This is a genomic window from Nostoc sp. UHCC 0251, from assembly GCF_034932245.1.
GTDB lineage: Bacteria > Cyanobacteriota > Cyanobacteriia > Cyanobacteriales > Nostocaceae > Nostoc.
Genome location: NZ_JAYGHD010000292.1, coordinates 24,686 through 41,439, shown reverse-complemented (window position 1 = coordinate 41,439; position 16,754 = coordinate 24,686). Strand labels below are relative to the sequence as shown.

The 16,754-nt window shown below is 36.9% G+C and carries 18 protein-coding genes; all 18 read right to left on the bottom strand.

Annotation, left to right across the window (positions count from 1 at the left end; all coding sequences use genetic code 11):
• Positions 1-2: 2 nt before the first annotated feature.
• Complete coding sequence (locus tag VB740_RS20595) at positions 3-2,957, bottom strand: peptidoglycan DD-metalloendopeptidase family protein (protein WP_323201776.1); 2,955 nt, start codon at positions 2,955-2,957, stop codon at positions 3-5.
• Positions 2,957-3,382 (bottom strand): LysM peptidoglycan-binding domain-containing protein, encoded by a 426-nt coding sequence (locus VB740_RS20590; protein WP_323201775.1) that lies wholly within the window; start codon positions 3,380-3,382, stop codon positions 2,957-2,959. Before VB740_RS20590 ends, VB740_RS20595 begins: the two co-directional genes overlap by 1 nt.
• The gene (locus VB740_RS20585; RefSeq protein ID WP_323201774.1) at positions 3,382-4,179 is read right to left on the bottom strand and encodes a hypothetical protein; all 798 of its coding nucleotides are present in this window, start codon (positions 4,177-4,179) and stop codon (positions 3,382-3,384) included. Before VB740_RS20585 ends, VB740_RS20590 begins: the two co-directional genes overlap by 1 nt.
• Positions 4,180-4,260: 81 nt before the next feature.
• A complete protein-coding gene (locus VB740_RS20580) occupies positions 4,261-6,171 on the bottom strand; it encodes a hypothetical protein (protein WP_323201773.1) in 1,911 nt (636 codons plus the stop codon).
• Positions 6,172-6,326: 155 nt separating this feature from the next.
• Positions 6,327-6,560 carry a hypothetical protein gene (locus tag VB740_RS20575; RefSeq protein ID WP_323201772.1) on the bottom strand — a complete coding sequence of 78 codons (234 nt, stop codon included), beginning with the start codon at positions 6,558-6,560 and terminating at the stop codon, positions 6,327-6,329.
• Positions 6,550-6,978 carry a hypothetical protein gene (locus VB740_RS20570; RefSeq protein WP_323201771.1) on the bottom strand — a complete coding sequence of 143 codons (429 nt, stop codon included), beginning with the start codon at positions 6,976-6,978 and terminating at the stop codon, positions 6,550-6,552. Before VB740_RS20570 ends, VB740_RS20575 begins: the two co-directional genes overlap by 11 nt.
• 25 nt (positions 6,979-7,003) lie before the next feature.
• Positions 7,004-7,510: a hypothetical protein gene (locus VB740_RS20565; protein WP_323201770.1), complete on the bottom strand. Its 507-nt coding sequence runs from the start codon at positions 7,508-7,510 to the stop codon at positions 7,004-7,006.
• Between the two features lie 101 nt (positions 7,511-7,611).
• Positions 7,612-9,084 (bottom strand): phage tail sheath subtilisin-like domain-containing protein, encoded by a 1,473-nt coding sequence (locus VB740_RS20560; protein ID WP_323201769.1) that lies wholly within the window; start codon positions 9,082-9,084, stop codon positions 7,612-7,614.
• A 9-nt stretch (positions 9,085-9,093) separates the two neighbouring features.
• On the bottom strand, positions 9,094-9,708 hold the full coding sequence (locus VB740_RS20555; RefSeq protein WP_323201768.1) for a hypothetical protein: 615 nt from the start codon (positions 9,706-9,708) through the stop codon (positions 9,094-9,096).
• Positions 9,709-10,179, bottom strand: coding sequence for a hypothetical protein (locus VB740_RS20550; RefSeq protein WP_323201767.1), 471 nt, complete (start codon positions 10,177-10,179; stop codon positions 9,709-9,711).
• Positions 10,179-10,493, bottom strand: coding sequence for an HK97 gp10 family phage protein (locus VB740_RS20545; RefSeq protein ID WP_323201766.1), 315 nt, complete (start codon positions 10,491-10,493; stop codon positions 10,179-10,181). The genes VB740_RS20550 and VB740_RS20545 overlap by 1 nt, the downstream gene beginning before the upstream one ends.
• A 5-nt stretch (positions 10,494-10,498) precedes the next feature.
• A complete protein-coding gene (locus tag VB740_RS20540; RefSeq protein ID WP_323201765.1) occupies positions 10,499-10,849 on the bottom strand; it encodes a hypothetical protein in 351 nt (116 codons plus the stop codon).
• A gap of 2 nt (positions 10,850-10,851) precedes the next feature.
• On the bottom strand, positions 10,852-11,811 hold the full coding sequence (locus tag VB740_RS20535) for a phage major capsid protein (RefSeq protein WP_323201764.1): 960 nt from the start codon (positions 11,809-11,811) through the stop codon (positions 10,852-10,854).
• 32 nt (positions 11,812-11,843) lie between these two features.
• Positions 11,844-12,413, bottom strand: coding sequence for a hypothetical protein (locus tag VB740_RS20530; RefSeq protein ID WP_323201763.1), 570 nt, complete (start codon positions 12,411-12,413; stop codon positions 11,844-11,846).
• A 223-nt stretch (positions 12,414-12,636) separates the two neighbouring features.
• On the bottom strand, positions 12,637-14,130 hold the full coding sequence (locus tag VB740_RS20525) for a hypothetical protein (protein ID WP_323201762.1): 1,494 nt from the start codon (positions 14,128-14,130) through the stop codon (positions 12,637-12,639).
• Between the two features lie 7 nt (positions 14,131-14,137).
• A complete protein-coding gene (locus tag VB740_RS20520; protein WP_323201761.1) occupies positions 14,138-15,400 on the bottom strand; it encodes a terminase large subunit domain-containing protein in 1,263 nt (420 codons plus the stop codon).
• Positions 15,401-15,901: a hypothetical protein gene (locus tag VB740_RS20515; protein WP_323201760.1), complete on the bottom strand. Its 501-nt coding sequence runs from the start codon at positions 15,899-15,901 to the stop codon at positions 15,401-15,403.
• 59 nt (positions 15,902-15,960) lie between these two features.
• A complete protein-coding gene (locus VB740_RS20510; protein WP_323201759.1) occupies positions 15,961-16,332 on the bottom strand; it encodes a hypothetical protein in 372 nt (123 codons plus the stop codon).
• Positions 16,333-16,754 lie beyond the last annotated feature (422 nt).

Here is a 16,754-nt window from a genome sequence, read left to right as displayed (position 1 = left end):
ATTTATAAACCTATTGAACTTAATATAGATGGTAGTTTTACAACTTTACCTGGATTGATTTTTGTGCCATTCTTAACCACTTCCCAATGAAGATGATTTCCGTTGCTGCCACCGGAATTACCCGTCTTACCTATCAATTGACCTTGGCTTACCTGGGAACCATTTACTACACTTATTACACTTAGATGGGCGTATATAGTCTGATAACCGTCAGCATGGGTAATGGTTATGTAATTACCAAATCCACCCCCACAACTTCTATCAATAGTATTATTCCCTGATGTAGAGAATTGACATGTAGAAGCTCCAATACTTACTACCCCAGCAGCAGAAGCATAAACAGGAGTTCCTAATGTATTAGCTATATCAATACCATTATGATTTCTACCACCTCTAGGTCCAAATGGGGAGGTATAAGTTCCCTTACTGGGAATGATAAAACCATTTGATGAAGCAGTAGCATTACTGGTATTTGAGCTAGTAGAAGTTCCACTATTACTTGAGGTAGTCTCAGCACTAGAATTCTTATTCTTAAGTGGACTATAGAATTCCAAGCTAGTAGAAAAGTCACCCAAATTATAGGAATGATTAACACTATCTATAACCCAAGTTCTATCTAAGAAAGTTGATATTCCCGCAGTTCTTAATAAGGTATCAGGGTCAAGACTGAGAGCTTCAGGAGTAGTAGGGAAGTCACATTTAGCTCCTATACCCTTGATTCTATTTTCACCAGCCTTTCTATCAGCATCCTCTTTATTAGTGGTGCCATCAGTCTTAGGGGTAGGTGTAGGAGTAGATGAACCTGTAGTTGATACATCTCCAGAATCTCCACCTGTAGCTTCAATATTCTCTTTAACCTTTTGTTCTAATTTACCTGTGTCAGGGTTAACTTCAAACTTACGTACACCTGTTGCAGTAGACTCACCTGGGTCGCTTGATCTAGCCCCACCTTTGGTATCTTTTTGAGCAGTGTGATCGCAACTAAAGTTAATACCTAAATTCTCACCATAGGTTAGAACAAAGGTATCTTTGTTAGCTAATATATTTGCCCTTGGTTTGATGTGAAGTACATTACCTCTAACGTACATTCTCAGACCAATTCTCCTTGCCTCAATGAGTAACATCTCATAATCTGATTGTCCTCTTTGAGGGAAGTATTCATACTTGGGGCCGTCTATTGGCATATCCAATTTCAGACCATAAGCTGAGGCAACTTTAGTAGCAATCTTTTTAAAAGTTAAATTAGTGTAGGTATTATTTTTAATTCTCTGAGTGAGAACCCAGCCAGCAGAAGTACCACTAAATTCTAAAGTGTCAGGGGCAAATAGAGAGTAGCTTAGTCCTGTATGAATAAAACTAGAGGCGGCTAAAGTTTTACCATTATAACCAAGTTCAATAGTTATCTGAGCACCAGCTAATGTTTTTGATTCTACTATCTTTTCTTGTTGGGCACCCTTGCTATTATTGACAGTATCAATAGCCTCATTAGTTTGAGATAGAATGCCATCTGTGACATTATTAAATGCCTTCACTGCCCTCTGAGCGTAGGGTAATAAAGCACTTTCAAGTGGAGCAAAGTTATTTGAAGCAATAGCAGTATTTATTAATCCAGTTAATGTACTTCCCAATGCATCTAATTCTAATAATGTAATACCTCTAGCTGGCCCACCTAAAGATTTACTATGGTTAAAGGAAAAGCTACCAAACTCTTTAGCTAAGGAAACATCCATTACATTAAGTGATGCTCCAGTTGGGTAATACTTACCGCCTGGTATAACGCCTGGTCTGCCATTAGGAGGGGCATCAAAATGAAGTTCTAAGGCATAAGCTGAGTTAGCTTCTTTGAGTACTTTAACAGCTTCGTAATAAGCAGTCCTAACAGAAGCTCCCCTACCAACAGGAGTAGATGGTGCAGTGATAACATTGTATCCAGCTTTCTGCAACTCTTTTATAAATAAGGTTGTTGAAATATCATTAGCTACAAATTCCCTAACCCTTTGTTCACCTTTATATAAAACTGAGTTGGTGTCACCTGAACCTGATGTTCCCCCACCACTAGGGGTATCAGCAAGGTGTCCTGGGAATACAATAATAGACTTAGTAGCTGCTACTTTTGCAGTAGGCCAATCCCCTATTTTAGCGTTAGCTATAGTACTCTTTTTGGTATTATCAGTAGCCTGAGATTTACTTTCAGATTTATCTTTTGGAGAAATAGCTGCTGTAGTAGTCCCTGCTTCTAACCATTCAATTTTGACATTAGTTAAACCTTGTGGAGCATTGTTAGTTAACTTCTTCCAAGCTCCTCTAGTTAGGTCTATCTTCCTAGTAGGATGAGGTACAAGAGGTCTGACTACTTGACCATTCGGGGCAATAGCAAAAGGGCCAGTATCATTAACAGTAACTACAATACTTCTACCACTGCTAATTTCAGTAACCTTCATCTTGGCATACTTGTAGAAGTTCTTACCTGAAGGATGATACATAGCAGCAGTTAGAGCTTCAAAATCTATCTTGTCACCATAAGCTCCAGTATCCCCACCATCATAAACAGAACCCCAGCCGTAAGTACTAGCTACTACATTTTCAAAGATTACTTTCCCAGAAGTAGCTTCTCCTTCATTAATAGGGGAACCTTCTACAGTTTCATTATCTTCAGTATCTTCTTCTGTTGTTTTCTCAGGAGCCTCAATTGGGTCTAAACCACCTACAGATTCTATATAACTAAAGAACTTATCTGTTAACCTTTTCTGAGGATCATAAATAGTGAACCTACAATTTGATTGAGCTTTCCCCTCAGATAGAGTTACAGAGGCACTAGTTAATTTACCGTCTCCTGTAGTGAATACTTCAGACCCAACATTACCTATTGCCCCTACAGTAATACGTACAAAGGGAGATAGTAGGTCTCTGTAGGGGTTAGTATTATTTATATTAAATATATTAATTTCTTCTGGCATTAGAACACCCACGAAACTAGGCGGTATATGGGAACATCAGTTTCAAAGTTCAAGACTTTCTTTAACCTTTCTGCTTTAGTAGGAGCACTAAGTTTTTCAGCTAAAGATGATAAGTCTAAGTCTTTTAATAGTTGGGTATTATCTACTCCTAGTAATTTAGTAATAGTTTTCACTTCTCTACTATTTACAATTGATTGGACTCTAGAATTAACTGAGTTAATATTCTCAACTGCAATATTCTTAATACGTCTTTCAGCCGCATCTTTAGTAGGTACTGTTAAGGTTTGCCCCACTTCTATTAATGAGAAAATGTCCAAGTCATTAATATCAGCTAGCTCTCTCCAGCCTGAAGATTCCCCTAATATTTTGTGAGCAACACTAGTTAAAGTGTCACCACTTGAAAATACAATTGGTTGAGTACTCATTATTTATTAAATATATTAAGTAAGTTTTGAACACCAGTAGTTATAGAACTTAAGGTAGAAGTAAATTTACCATTTTTATAATTACCCACAATTCCTAAGTTTTCACCTTTATTACTAAAGATAGTTACATTACCTTGACTATCAGTTGATAGTTTATACTTATTAACTTTTACTAAAGCAGCAATCTTTTCAGGTAACTTTTTAACGTTAGCTTTAAGCCACTTGGTAGCCGCAACAGAGGACTCACTTACTTGTCTAGGTGTAAGTACCACAGTTTTAATAGTGGCAGCTTCTAGGTCTTTTACAGTGGGTGTGGATTCTAATTTAATTGATGGTACTTCTAGTAAAGTAAAGTTGACTCTAGCAGCAGCTACTTCACCATTCAACCAAGATGATTCAGTCCAATCTAATGTAGTAATAACTGCTGGACCAAACTTATCAGAACCCCAAGTAAAATAAACAAGTGAAGGAGTAAGTTTAGAGTTAGCAGGGTCAGCTACCATTAGTCCTTGTAGTCTTTGTAAAAGTAACTTACAAGTTTTACCTTCAGCATAAGATTGCATTAGAAGGTTAGACAATTGGAGTGTCAACCCTGTAGTGTACTTATATTGTTGAGAGGGAGTAGATGTTAATGCAGTAGGTGCTTCAGTATAATTAGCACTTCTAGAAAATCTTTTAGCTTCTGGATTAAATAGGAAAGTAAATAAAGGTTTCCCTTCTTTATCTGTTAAAGTGGCATAAATGTTTTCAACTTTCTTACCAGCGTTTAATCCAGATATTACAGCAGGATTTGACATATTTTATAAATAATAATTAAAAAAAATAACCCTTACTAACCTCAAATTTAATGAGATAAAGTAAGGGTAAATTTATAGTAGTTAAACAACGGGAGCTGCTACATAGTTTTGTCCAAAGCTTTGTAACTCTTTTTCAATACAAGCTACAACATCTCTAGCAATGTCTTGAGCATTAGTGGCAGCAGTTTGAATAATGATAGAGCCAATATTAACCCCAGGCTTAGAATTCATTGCTGACATTATCCTAGCCTGTTGAGAGGAATTAAGGATTGTCTCAGATGAATTAGCCATTACTAAACCAGCCCCAGCAGGAGCTTTAGATAACTCTCTATTAGCGGCAGACATTAATGATGAATTATTTAGTCCATTATAGGCACCAGGAACTTTATCTCCACCACCAGTAAGCTTTCTCCATAAGTATCCAAAGTAACCACCTTTAAGTGGATTATTTGCTTCCCCTATTTCACCAATTACTGTTTTAGCAACTTGACCTTCTTTTGATTCAGGTTTCCACTCATCAAACTTTTTCTGAATATCTTTAAAGAAGTTATCAATGGCATTAAAGAATCCGGTAACAGTAGAAGTGATAGAGTTCCATACTCCAGTTAACCCACCCCACATTTCATCCCAGTTAAAACCAAAGGCTTCTAGTGCTGCAATTATTATTAAACCTATTCCAGCTACAGCAGCTATGATACCTGCTACTGGGGCTAATAACGCCGCGGCAGTTGAGGCTAGTAAAGCTCCACCAATTAATACGCCTAAAGCTACTATAACTTTACCCCAATTAATTTTAACTAGGAATCTAGCTAATCCCATGAATAAACCACCTATCATTTTAAGTATTACATCAAGGGTCTTCCCATAATCTAATTTGATAATAAAGTCAGCTAATTCATTAACTGCTACTGCTAGTCTTTCACCTAAATACTGAAATAGTTCAGTCCAATTTACTTCATTTAAAAAGTTTATAAAGTTATTAGTTATGCCAGCTAAACTGGAACCTAACCCATCAAATTTAAAAAGATTACCAAAGAAGAATTGTAAATCAGCTATTAAAGTTTCCTTGGCATCATCTAAAGTTTGGCCAGGGTTTCTATTATTAAACTGACTAAAAATATCTGTTAAGGATTTAATAGTATTATTAAATTTATCAGCAGCAGTTTTAAGTTTTACCATAGGGTCACCTAAAACAATACCTAAACCAGCTAAAGCTTTGGAGGTTTGTTCAACTAGGCCCCCTTCGCCTATTAAAGATTTTAAAAGTTCATTTATAGATTTTAGGGCAGTAGGTCCACCTTTCTTTTCAGGTTTTAAATTTCTTAGTAATCCAAATACTCCTGTTTGAGGGTCAAAGACTGATGACTTAAGACTTTCCACTAATCCTGACACACTTTCAACAGAAGCATCAATTACTTCCTGTGGTGTCTTTAAAGCAGCAGAGAGTATCTTTACTCTTTGTTTAGCTGTAGCCTTCTCAATATTCACTCCTATCTTTTTAGCCTCAGCTTCCATAAGAGGTATTAAAGAAGGATTTGCTCTAAAGAATTCAAGACCTTGAAGCCGCTTTGTAGAGACTCCTCCTAGAAAGTTACTAACACCTCTGGAAGTACCAGCAGTATCAACTTGGTTAGCAGCCCCAAGGAATCCAGCATCTCTTGTGATTGAGTTAAGTGCTTCAGTATACCCAGCTTTATCAAATGAACCGTTTAATTCTTTAAACGCAGGTACTAGGTTGTCCATAATACCTTTACCTAAACTCACATAATCAGATGTGGCCCCAGGTAAAACTGCGGCTACCTTGCTCATATTAGTAGCAAAATCATCAATAAAATCAGAGGATTCCTTAAAAGAAAAACCTATTATCTTCATTAATGTACCAGCAGTGGCAATATTTTGCTGCTGAATATTCATCGCCCCAGATAGCTTACTACTTATACCACTAACAAGGGAACTCAACCCTTGTAGACCCGCACTGATAGCTCCAGTCATTAGGTTGGCTCCTAATGTAGCCCTTCCTAATGAGCCTGAGAGGTCTCTATCTACTTGGTTGGATAAACCCCTTATTACTGCGCTAGCCTGACTACCATCAGCACGGAGGGTCAGAGTGACGCTATTATTATTAGCCATTTATTTCATAATTTATATTACTCAAAATCATCTTCTGAGAATCCCCAACCTTGTAATTTAGATTCACTATTTTTATTCTTTTCTTCAGTCTTAATATCAATTAATAAATAGAGATGGTACAAAGTTTCACTAATATCCATATCTACAAAAGACAGGTATGCAGAAGTTAATTTACCTCCACATGCCTGTATTAAGTTTTGAAGTAGACTTTTAATAGTAAAAGCAGGTTGTTCTTGAATACTAATGTACAACTGATTTTGATAGAGATTCAAGCTTATCTTGAAAAAAGGCCAAGCCTGCTGCCAACCTCTCCATATCTTCAAACTCAAGGTTATCTGCTAAATTATCAAAAGAGATGCTAGGATTCTTCCCATATTTAGTAATACAAAGTGCCGCTAGTTTTAGAGCTATAAAAGAATTAGTTCTGTACTCTGGTTCAGCAGTACTCATAAAACTTTCTAACAATAAAAACTGACGGGTCTTTGGTGACTTCATAACAACAGGAGTACCATCAGTAAGCTCAAAACTAACAATCCCAGCATCAGCGTCATACTCTGCTTTGAACTCAGAGGATTCTTCTACTGTTTCAGATTGAAGTACTTCAGCTTCTATTGTGGTATCTTCCTGGGGTGCTAATTCTTTTACTTCTTCAATTACTCTTTTCTTCATGATACTTTGTATTATTTATTAACTATTAAATGTTGTTAGAAGCAGTTCTAGATGAACCTGTAGGGGTAGCTTGTTCTACGCTAAACTCAAGTTTGTACATAAGGGTTTTAGATCCATCAGCAGTGTCAACACCCTCAGCACAAGACCAGTTGAGAAGGCGACAACCTGATAGACTCCAACCTTTGTTAGCAGTAGCAGCAATCTCACTTCTACCTGCTGTGTTGCCCTTAGCAAAGCGCACTGGAGTTAGGTTAAGGTTGAAGAATTCTCCACCCTCATAATCAGTGATAAATTGGTCTACTACTGAATCTTTGTCAGGGTCATAAGGCTTGGAGATAGTAACGGTTTCATACTTCTTATTACCACCTGAAGCAGTGCGGGTAAGTTGAGACAAACCATCATTGTATTCAGCACGAGAGTAAGCAGCTTTAATACCAGAAAACTCAGTCCAATAAGCTCCAGGAATTTCAGTTACTTTGATAACATAATCAGAGTTACTGATAGGATTAATATTGTTTAAAGCGATAGCCATAATTTATTATTTTTATTAAATATTTTTAAATATATGCAGCATAAATTTCAGTCAAAGTAATTAAACTCTAACTGAAATTATCTTTGATTACTAAAGTTATCTTAAGCTTGAGTAGGTGGAAGCAATTGAGCTTCTAGGTTAGTTTGACCTAGTGGTAAAGTACCAATAGCTACTCTGACACTAGAGATAAGTAACCGTTCCATTGCAGGGGCAGGAATTGCGTACACTTCTAGCAAAACATTACCTAATCCCAAATCTTCTTTGGTGTTATTTTCAAAGTCACATTTGACTTCAAAAGCCTCAGCTTCAGAAGCACCAAATAACAATTTAGCTCTCCAGAATCTACTACAAACTGAACGTGCAGATGCAGCAATATCACTTAACAAAATACCTAAGCCATCAATACTTGTGAAGACTTCATTATCAAACCCTCTACGTAGAGTGCCATTCAAAACACTCATGATTACACGTACAGGCATAAAGGAGTAGAAGGTGCTATTGGAGCGTGTTCTCATAGCCCAAATCACAACACCCTTGTTGCGTAGGTTTCTGATAATATTGATACCTAAAGGATTAAGTACTTCTTGTTGTTGAGTGTTGACTTTAGTAACTACATCAGTTACGCCAAGTACAGGAAACTTAGCTCCAGCAGCAGGTTGTTGTAAACCCTCAGCTTTGAATCTACGGGTAGCAACACCAGCTACAGCAGCACTAGGAGGTACAATTCCACCCTCTAAATCTTTGAGGTAGGGATAGTAGTAGCTAGCGTGACCTTGAGGTGCTACAACTAAGATACCTTCAGCTTGAGCTTGCGTAGGTGTTAGTCCAGTACCAGCATCAATCAAGGCTATCCAGTCATAAGAAGCGTCAGAAGCCAAAGCATGTAGTGCATTAGCGACTGCTAAACGATCTACACCTGAAGTTAATAATTGGAAAGCTTGGGGGGCAAGAATGAAACCTTGTCCATAATCGTCTTCTGAATCAAAAGAATTCTCAATTGCGTAGATGTAATCTTGAGAAGCAGGGGTAGTAGGAGTGGTAACAGTTACTGCTAAGTTTGTACCAACTGTAAAAGTTATATCAGCAGAAAGAGGGTCATCTAGTCTAACTGTAATAGTGTCAGTAAATGCACTAGCGGAAGCTGTTACTATGTCAGCAACTGCTGAAAAGTTAATAGCAGCCAATATACCACTAGCAATAGCTTCTGGAGTTTCTGAACCAGCGCTTACATAACTTACTACTGTCCCAGCAATTGTTACTGTGTAGGTAGCGTTAGCAGCAGTAGAAACAACTACACTACGTTCAATAGAAATAGGTGTTCTTACAAAATAAAGGATTCCTCTGCGATCATTTCTGAAGAATAATTTAACTGAAGCTTCAGAAGGAGAAGCACCAAATTGATTTGTGAAATCTTCTAAGCTGGTGACTTGAGTAGGTACTAAATAATCTCCACTAGCGGAGGAGCCTATCATATAAACTGATTGAAAACTAGCAATAGCCAGCGTTCTAAACCCCTGTGTGGATTCTTGAATCCTAACTCCAGGAGCATTAAATGAACTAAATAATGCGGTCATATTTTATATTTATTTTTGAATAATTACTTCTGAATCTTCAATATAGGTATCAACTTCCTCAACAGTAAAATCAGGTTTAGCTCTATAGGTTCTAATCTTAATTTCCTGTAAAGTAGGAGGATTATTAAATTGAAAATAATCAGGACTTTGTAAACCTGAGATATCTGGAGCTGTGGTAGTAGTAAATTTAATATCAAAAGCAAAGTTTAGGTGACATAACCAATCAGACTTAGCAGCCTCTACTCTTCCTACAGTTACAGAATCTTCTAAATCTACTGGGATAAATGACTCTATACGTGGGTCTGGGGGTAATAGTAAGGAATATAAATGTATGTGAGATATCATTCCCTCTAATGCCTTAAGAGGTAGCTCATGGTATGGCATTTGACCAGGGAATCTGAAACTTAATACGTAGGGTAATCTAGCTGTAGTCTTAACTGAATTTAAATTTTGTTTGGTATGTATTAAATTTTGTACAGGCCACCTTACTGCTGTATTAGTGGGGAATCTATTATCTCCCGCATACTTGTACAGTTCCTTTGGTTTATCTAAATCAAAGACATCTATCTTAATAATAGTTATTAGGAACTCATCTACTAAGTCTCTGGCAATTTGTATATTCATTTAATCCATATCCTTTCTTAAAATGAGCTTCCATACAGTTGGCTCCTTTTCTGATAGATATATCAATTTGTACATTGAAGTACCTGCCAGGGCTTTTGTAGTAGGGTCAGAATAGATAATTTGATTAAAGCTATCTACAGGTGGGTCAATTATGAATTCTGTCCTATCATCTCCATTAGGGATGAATAATGTTTTAAGTTTAGTTCTTGGTATCTCAACTTCAATATCATTTAGAGATATGTAAATTGAATCAGCTCCCTCTATAGAAACTTGAAGGTTGGCATATCTTGGGGATACTGGGTTAATGTAAGGTCTTGGTAAAATTAAAGTATCTGTAGTAACTCTTATTTTTGAAGTAGAATTGTAAGAATGTGTTCTTACTAGTAGGTGTCTTCTTTGGGGAAGCCCCAACTTGATTTCCACCTCACTTATTTTCTCTTCTATCTGAGCTAATTTTTCATATAGACTCATTACTTTAATTTACCAATTATTTTATTTACATTTCCAAGTAACCGGGATTCCATCTCAGGTGCGGTCATATAAACCATCTCAACCTTTTTCTCTACATATTTAGTGTAGGGAACTGGGTTATCAATTCTAATAGATGACTTAGTAAGTGATACATACCAACCTGCTTTTAATGCTCCTGTTCTCACAGGGCTTCTGTCCTTTAATCTATTCTGTCCCCAGCTAGCAGTATCCTCTAATGCCTCTTGTATTAAATCTTTTACGTCATTGCCCTGCTTAAACAAAGGGCCATTTGTTTTAATATTATAAGAGAACATTAGAGTTACCAGTAAGCTATAGTATTACGTTTATTAGGTGAGTATTTGTTGTACTTAACTCCTACCACTAATAATTGTCCCAACTCAGTCAATAATCTAGTACCTTCTGATTTCAGGTGAGCTACATGACTGCTGTATGATAATTTAGAACCCCTTGACTCTCTTACAAAAGAAGTCTCAAGGGATTCTTTTAACAAACTATCAACACTCACCAACTCATCAAGAATAGTTAAAGCTCTGTCTACTACAGTGTCAGGAAACTGAGAAGTTAGACTGTTTCTAACTGTGGTATCAAATACAAAGAATCCTAAGATTCTCTCAAACTCTTCAATTTGAGAAGTGGTGAATTGTGTCATAATTACTGCGTGATTTTTTCCAATACTGCAACGCCCTTAGCGCGGTTCTTCAGTTGAAGTTGGGGCTTGGTGGTTACAACAAACTTCTGTGCATCAGGATTATCAGAAGGTAATTCACCAATACTAAATTGAAGACCTTGACGATTTTGGCTATTGTCTTGAGCAAAGCTGTAAAGAGCTAGTTCATTCTCATCAATAAAGTACAGAGTGTTACTAGGAGCAAAGATATCTTGAATCAAAGGACGACCACTGAAAGTCAAACCTGTGTAAGAAATATCAGCTTGACCAGGAGCCAATTGGTTGGTGATGCTAAGTTGAGCAGCAAACAGACCTTTGTACTTAACTGCAATTTCAGGTGAGCAGTAGATAGCTGTGTAGTTTCCACCCTTACGTGCAATTCCTACTTCTGTTGCATACATCAAGTCAGCAGTCAAAGCGCGGTTAGAGCCAGCAGTATTTACATAAGATGCCCAAGCACTGTAGGTAGATGGGTCAATGTTTGCATAGCTTCCAGCAGCCGCAGCAGCCGTTACCAAACCAATTACTCCACCATCAGCAGCAATACCTGTACCTGTGTAAACTTTGGCACTTAAAGCTTCCATAATGGTACGGATAGCACTATTAATGTCAGCAGCAAACAAATCACGAAGTACACCACGACCAGCTAATTTAGCTTGTGCAATATCCTCAAGTTGTAGTTGGAAAGAGTTACGTAGTCTAGCACCACCAATGGATAGGATAGCTGATATATAATCATCATCACTGAAGGTAGAAACGGAAGCTGTGGTAAGTTCACCAGTAGCACCTGCTCCACCAACATTTGCATTCCAACGGATAGATTGTTGGCTTGTAACTTTCTTAGCTAAACGGTTAACCATTGGGTAGTTAGTCAACTGCAAAGAAGCTACTTCTTCCTGTACAAGCAACTGCAAGGAATTAACGGGAGAAATAATATTAGCCATTTAATTTATTATTTTTAATTTGTATTAATTAATTAGAAACTTTCAAATAAAGCATCTACTGCTTTAAGTTTTTGATTAGGGTCAACTGGAGTTACCTTTGTTTCTTGAGCACTTGAACCTTGAACTCCTGAAGCAGGTACGAATGCTTTTCCATCTTCTGAGGACAAATAAGAATTCAACGCATCATCTAAAGTTGAAACACTATCACCTTGAGCTACATACCACTTACCATTTTCTTCTTTGATTTTATCTGCCTGATCAAGTAAGAATACCTTCTGCAATGTTGCAGGGCTTAATGCTTTACTGTTAGCAATTACCTGGGAAACTGCACTGCTACGTTTGGCGCTAATGGTTTCTAAATCTTTGTTAGCTAGTTGTGTCTTAAGGTCTGTTAACTGCTGCTCTAAAGCCTTAAGGGTTAGCTTCTCTTGGATAGATTCAGTGGATTCTGTGGTAGTAGGTTGAGGTACTTGAAGTTTCTTAATCTCCTTAGTAACTGATGCTGCAAGTCCTTGATTAGCTTTGGTAAATTCTGTACTGATTTCAGTTTTAAAAGAATTTAAGGAAGCATCGATTAAGGCTTGAATTTCTTGTTCTGTCATTTTAAATAATCCTGTATTTTAGGTATCCGTCTTTTAAGTTGTCGGTAAAACTTATCTGGTTCACACCTTACCCAGTTGGTAATGGATGGTTAACTTTTGATGTACAGGGAAGTTAACACTATTGAAATCTTTACCCTCAGTCCAAAACTCTCCAGTATTAAATTACCTGGTATGTCTTAAGGAGGTTGAGGGTCTACATAATTAACTCAATTGCTGAGTCTTCCTATACTATTGAAGTGTCCAAAGTCTTAATTGAGCTTAGTAATATATCTATCTCTTTGTTAGCTATATCTTTCTGAGAGGCGGATAAATTACCTGTCAACATTGAAACCATCTGTTCATAAACTACCTTCAAAGCAGAAGGTGGTAGATTAGCTTTCAGGTTTTCTAAGTTTATTTTGCTGACAGAATCAATCCTCATTAATACAGAATCTAAAGTGTCATTCTCAAAACTATTTAAACCTGTGACAGAGATTTCACGACCATCTAGACCTTGGGCTTGAGCTACTAACTGTAGCAAATCTTGGTAAGCATCAATAATGATTTCCCCATAAGATTTCAACATAGCCTCCTGCTTAACAAAATCCATCTGCTTAGAGACTCCAGATTGGCTTAAGGCAGCATTACTAGATGAAACTCCACCACTAGCTACCAGATCTCTCACCTGGGATTCTATAGCTAATAGAGAGTCAGCCATGTGTTGAATCATGTAACCGTGAGGTTCAGACCATTCAAATTTCTCTAACTCGATCACATGCGCCAAACCTGTTGGAATAGGTTCATCATTTGTGTAACTATGCTCAAAGTCTGAATCAGGAGTTTGTACTCTTTTGAATGTTCTTTGGAAGTAAGCCATCGTCAGCAAATCATATTTTGAACAATCTGTTCTTAAATGTTCAACTGCTTTACTAGCTGCTTGGTCAGCAACCCAAAGTTGGTCAGGTAACTCTATCTTGAGAACTGGTACTGCATCAAACCCATGTTTTATAGGGGGTGCTAATAAACTAATAGTGGTGTCAGCATTAATCACCTCAGTATTGACTTTAATGATATTACCTTTACCATCAAGCTCTACAAATGCTGAGTACTTAGCAATGTAATTAGAGTCAATAATTGTCCAGGTACAAACCTTTCTGGAGGTAGCTATAGGGTTAGAATTATCTTCTAATATCTGTCTAATCTTTAACCAGTTGAGTTTACCTTTAGACTCACTCCAGTTAGTGACTTGGAGAGGGCTGTAAGTTACAACATAGGGTCGTAAACCTAGTGCTTCTTCCTGTAATTTATTAGTAGGTATTACATCTGATTTATTTTTATCTACATGAACATAAATCTTTTTAAACTTTAGAAGTTCTCTAAAAATTAAGGTAATTAGATTCTTTTCTGAACGTCCACTTAGGTCTGTGTCCTCCCTGAAGGATTGCCAAAACTTAGGGTTGTTATTTAACCCTTCAATTGTCATAGGGGCGTTAGCAAGCTTACTAACCTGCTCATTTATGTTTGTAGAAAGAATGTTCAGGTAGGTATGTTTCTTAAGTCTAGTTTCATAAACTTCATTATCCTCACCTGGGCGTTGTGGTAAAAAATGTCTGAAAGCATTCTTGAGTTTGTAGCCACCTGAGACTAATAAATCAATTTCATTTAAGGCGGGTAACATATCAACATACTCAGCATTCTTTGACTCTAGGAATTCTAGAGGTAATTGGTTGGGGTACATATATTATTTAATTTCTAAGTTGTTTATTTTGAAGAGTGTTATATAAACTACCAATGCAATAACGGGCACTATCTACGGTGTGATCTTCTTGATGGTCTGCTGGTTTATTTATTAACTGACCCTCACCATCAGTTGCCCTGTGGTAGTCTTCAAATTGAGTTATCAATTCAGTTAAGTTGGCTTTAATAAAAAGGTTATCTTGGTAGAATAAATTATTCATAATGTCTACACTTGGCATCAGTCCCAACTTAGTCCTACTGACCTCTACAGCCCTCTCCATGCCAGGCACATTCTCACGTTTACCTAATATTCTTGCTGACTTAACACTGCCGCCTCTGTCATCTGGCAAATAGGCTCGATACACATTATATTTAGTACAAAGTCTAGCCATCTCTCTTAGGAAAACTTCTTCTGGTATAGTCTCTCCAGACTTATTTAACCAGAAGTCAATTATGTAAAATTTAGTTCTATCTGCGCTTAATCCAATTACCACAACACATGGGTTGCGATCGCCCCAATCTGACCCAACATAATATGAGAGGTTGTTAGGGATATCTTTTATATAATGTTTTTCAGATAGCTGGTCAAACAACTGACCTGAGAAGTTTTCAAAGCTAGCTTGATACTCTTGTTTATATGATTTCTCAGGCATCTGAGCCTTAGCTTGCCTAAGTTGTTTTAGAGGGAAGTGAGGATTATCCTTAGTGGTGAAGTGGTAATAACTCCACTCCGCTAAATCTTTTATCTCTAAATAGAATTTAAATAGTGGATGATTCTTTCCTTTGGGAGTAGCACATAATGTAGCTGTTGAACCTGGAGTATCACCTAATGCTGGAAAAACTACTTTTTCCCAAACATCAGGTTTAATATCCTGAAATTCATCTGCCCCTACAAAATAAAATTTAAGTCCTCTTAACCCATCCCCAGCATCATCATTTGTCCCTCGTAAAATTATGTCTGGTTTGGAACCTTTAAAAGTTATTCTATAATCTGAATGGTTGATATTCTTTACAAAAGGAGCGTCCTTTAACATCCCTACAAGAGCTTTCCAATGTACTGCCTTACACTGCTTTAGAGTTGGCATTATTAGAGCAATTGTTGGAGGAAAGTTAGGGTCAATTGGTTGGTTATAGGTTAAGGCACTAACTATAAGTTGAGTTCTCAGTAAATGACTTTTACCAAAACGTCTACCGCAAACCAGCAGCCTAAATCTATTTGGGTCTACAAATATCTCCTTTTGTTTGCTATGTAATGTAATTTCAAAACTCATTTACAAATCCTCATCTCCAGCCAAGGATTCTTCTTGTTCAGGTTCTGAGTCTTTAACAATAATTGTGTAAGAAGATGTAGGTTCAATCCTCTCTGCCCATTCTTCTCTTAATGAACGGATAGCATCAACTGCTGTTTTTGGTTCCCGCTTTGTAAGAGTTACTACTTCTCCCCTACTACTTTGAGTTTGATATTCATACCCATCTACACACATCCTTACAATATTTTGTAACTCAAGGGTTCTGCTGATTTTAGAATGTAAATTTACTAACCCAACTTTGATAGCTAACTCCAAAGTTAATGCTTCACTTTTCTGAAGTTCCTCAACTTTCTGTCTACTATTTTTGATTAATGTTTTTAATTGCTGTGCTGTTAGCTTTATTTGAAACTTATCCTCAAATAAGGCAGTCATCTGAGGTTGACTTAGATGAGGTTGAATACTTAGTAATAATATTAAAAAATCACGCTGAACTTGTGTCAGCATGAATGCTTTATTTGTCATAAAAAAAGGTGCCTTATAAAGCACCCAGTAATTTTATATATCTATTATTTGAATCTGTCCTAAATCATCCCTAGAACCTCGTAGGAGAGTAGTTCCAATGCCTCTAGGTATGTTGTACCAATCCAGGAATCAAAGCTACCTTGCTGCTTATCATGGAAGTACTCATTTCTTAGGATTAGTAAAGCTTTCTCACTCTCTAAGGAGTGGTATTCCAGGGAAGCTCTGTGAATTTTATCTAAGCTCCAGATAGCTCTCTCAAGTTCATCAGAGTCAAGCTGACCAAATAAGCTGTTACCTGGTTTCATCTCAGAAGCATCTTTGTAGAGGCGTGGTAAGTATTGGTCAATATTATCAAACTCATTTTGGAAATATAAATCTAAGCATTCTTCTAAAGAGTTGAAATCAATATAGCTTGTAAGTTGAGTAGTCATAATTTATCCTTTATTTATTAGTAGAATTAATATTAATAAGTTGAGATTAGTGTGCCTTCAAATAACTTCCGCCAATCACCTTTTTTGTAGGAGCACTCCAACTCAGTTAGTTGTTGAAGCTTTCTGTTTGTGTACAAAGGTTTACTTAGATTAGCTCTCTCAGATTCAATAATTTGATTGAAGTTAGTGCTCACCCAATCCTTAATCTGTTGCCTGTCTTTAACTGATAAACTTTTATCATTTTGGTACTCTTGGATTACTTGTAAGATGCCCCAGTGATTCCTTTGTTCTGAGTAATCTGTACCATAAGCCTTTCTGAATTTGTAACTTAATGTTGACTTAGGAATCTTGAATATCTTAGCTAGCGATCTTAGGGAATAACCTTTTAAAAATAGTTTGTAAGCTCTTGAAATTGCAGTACT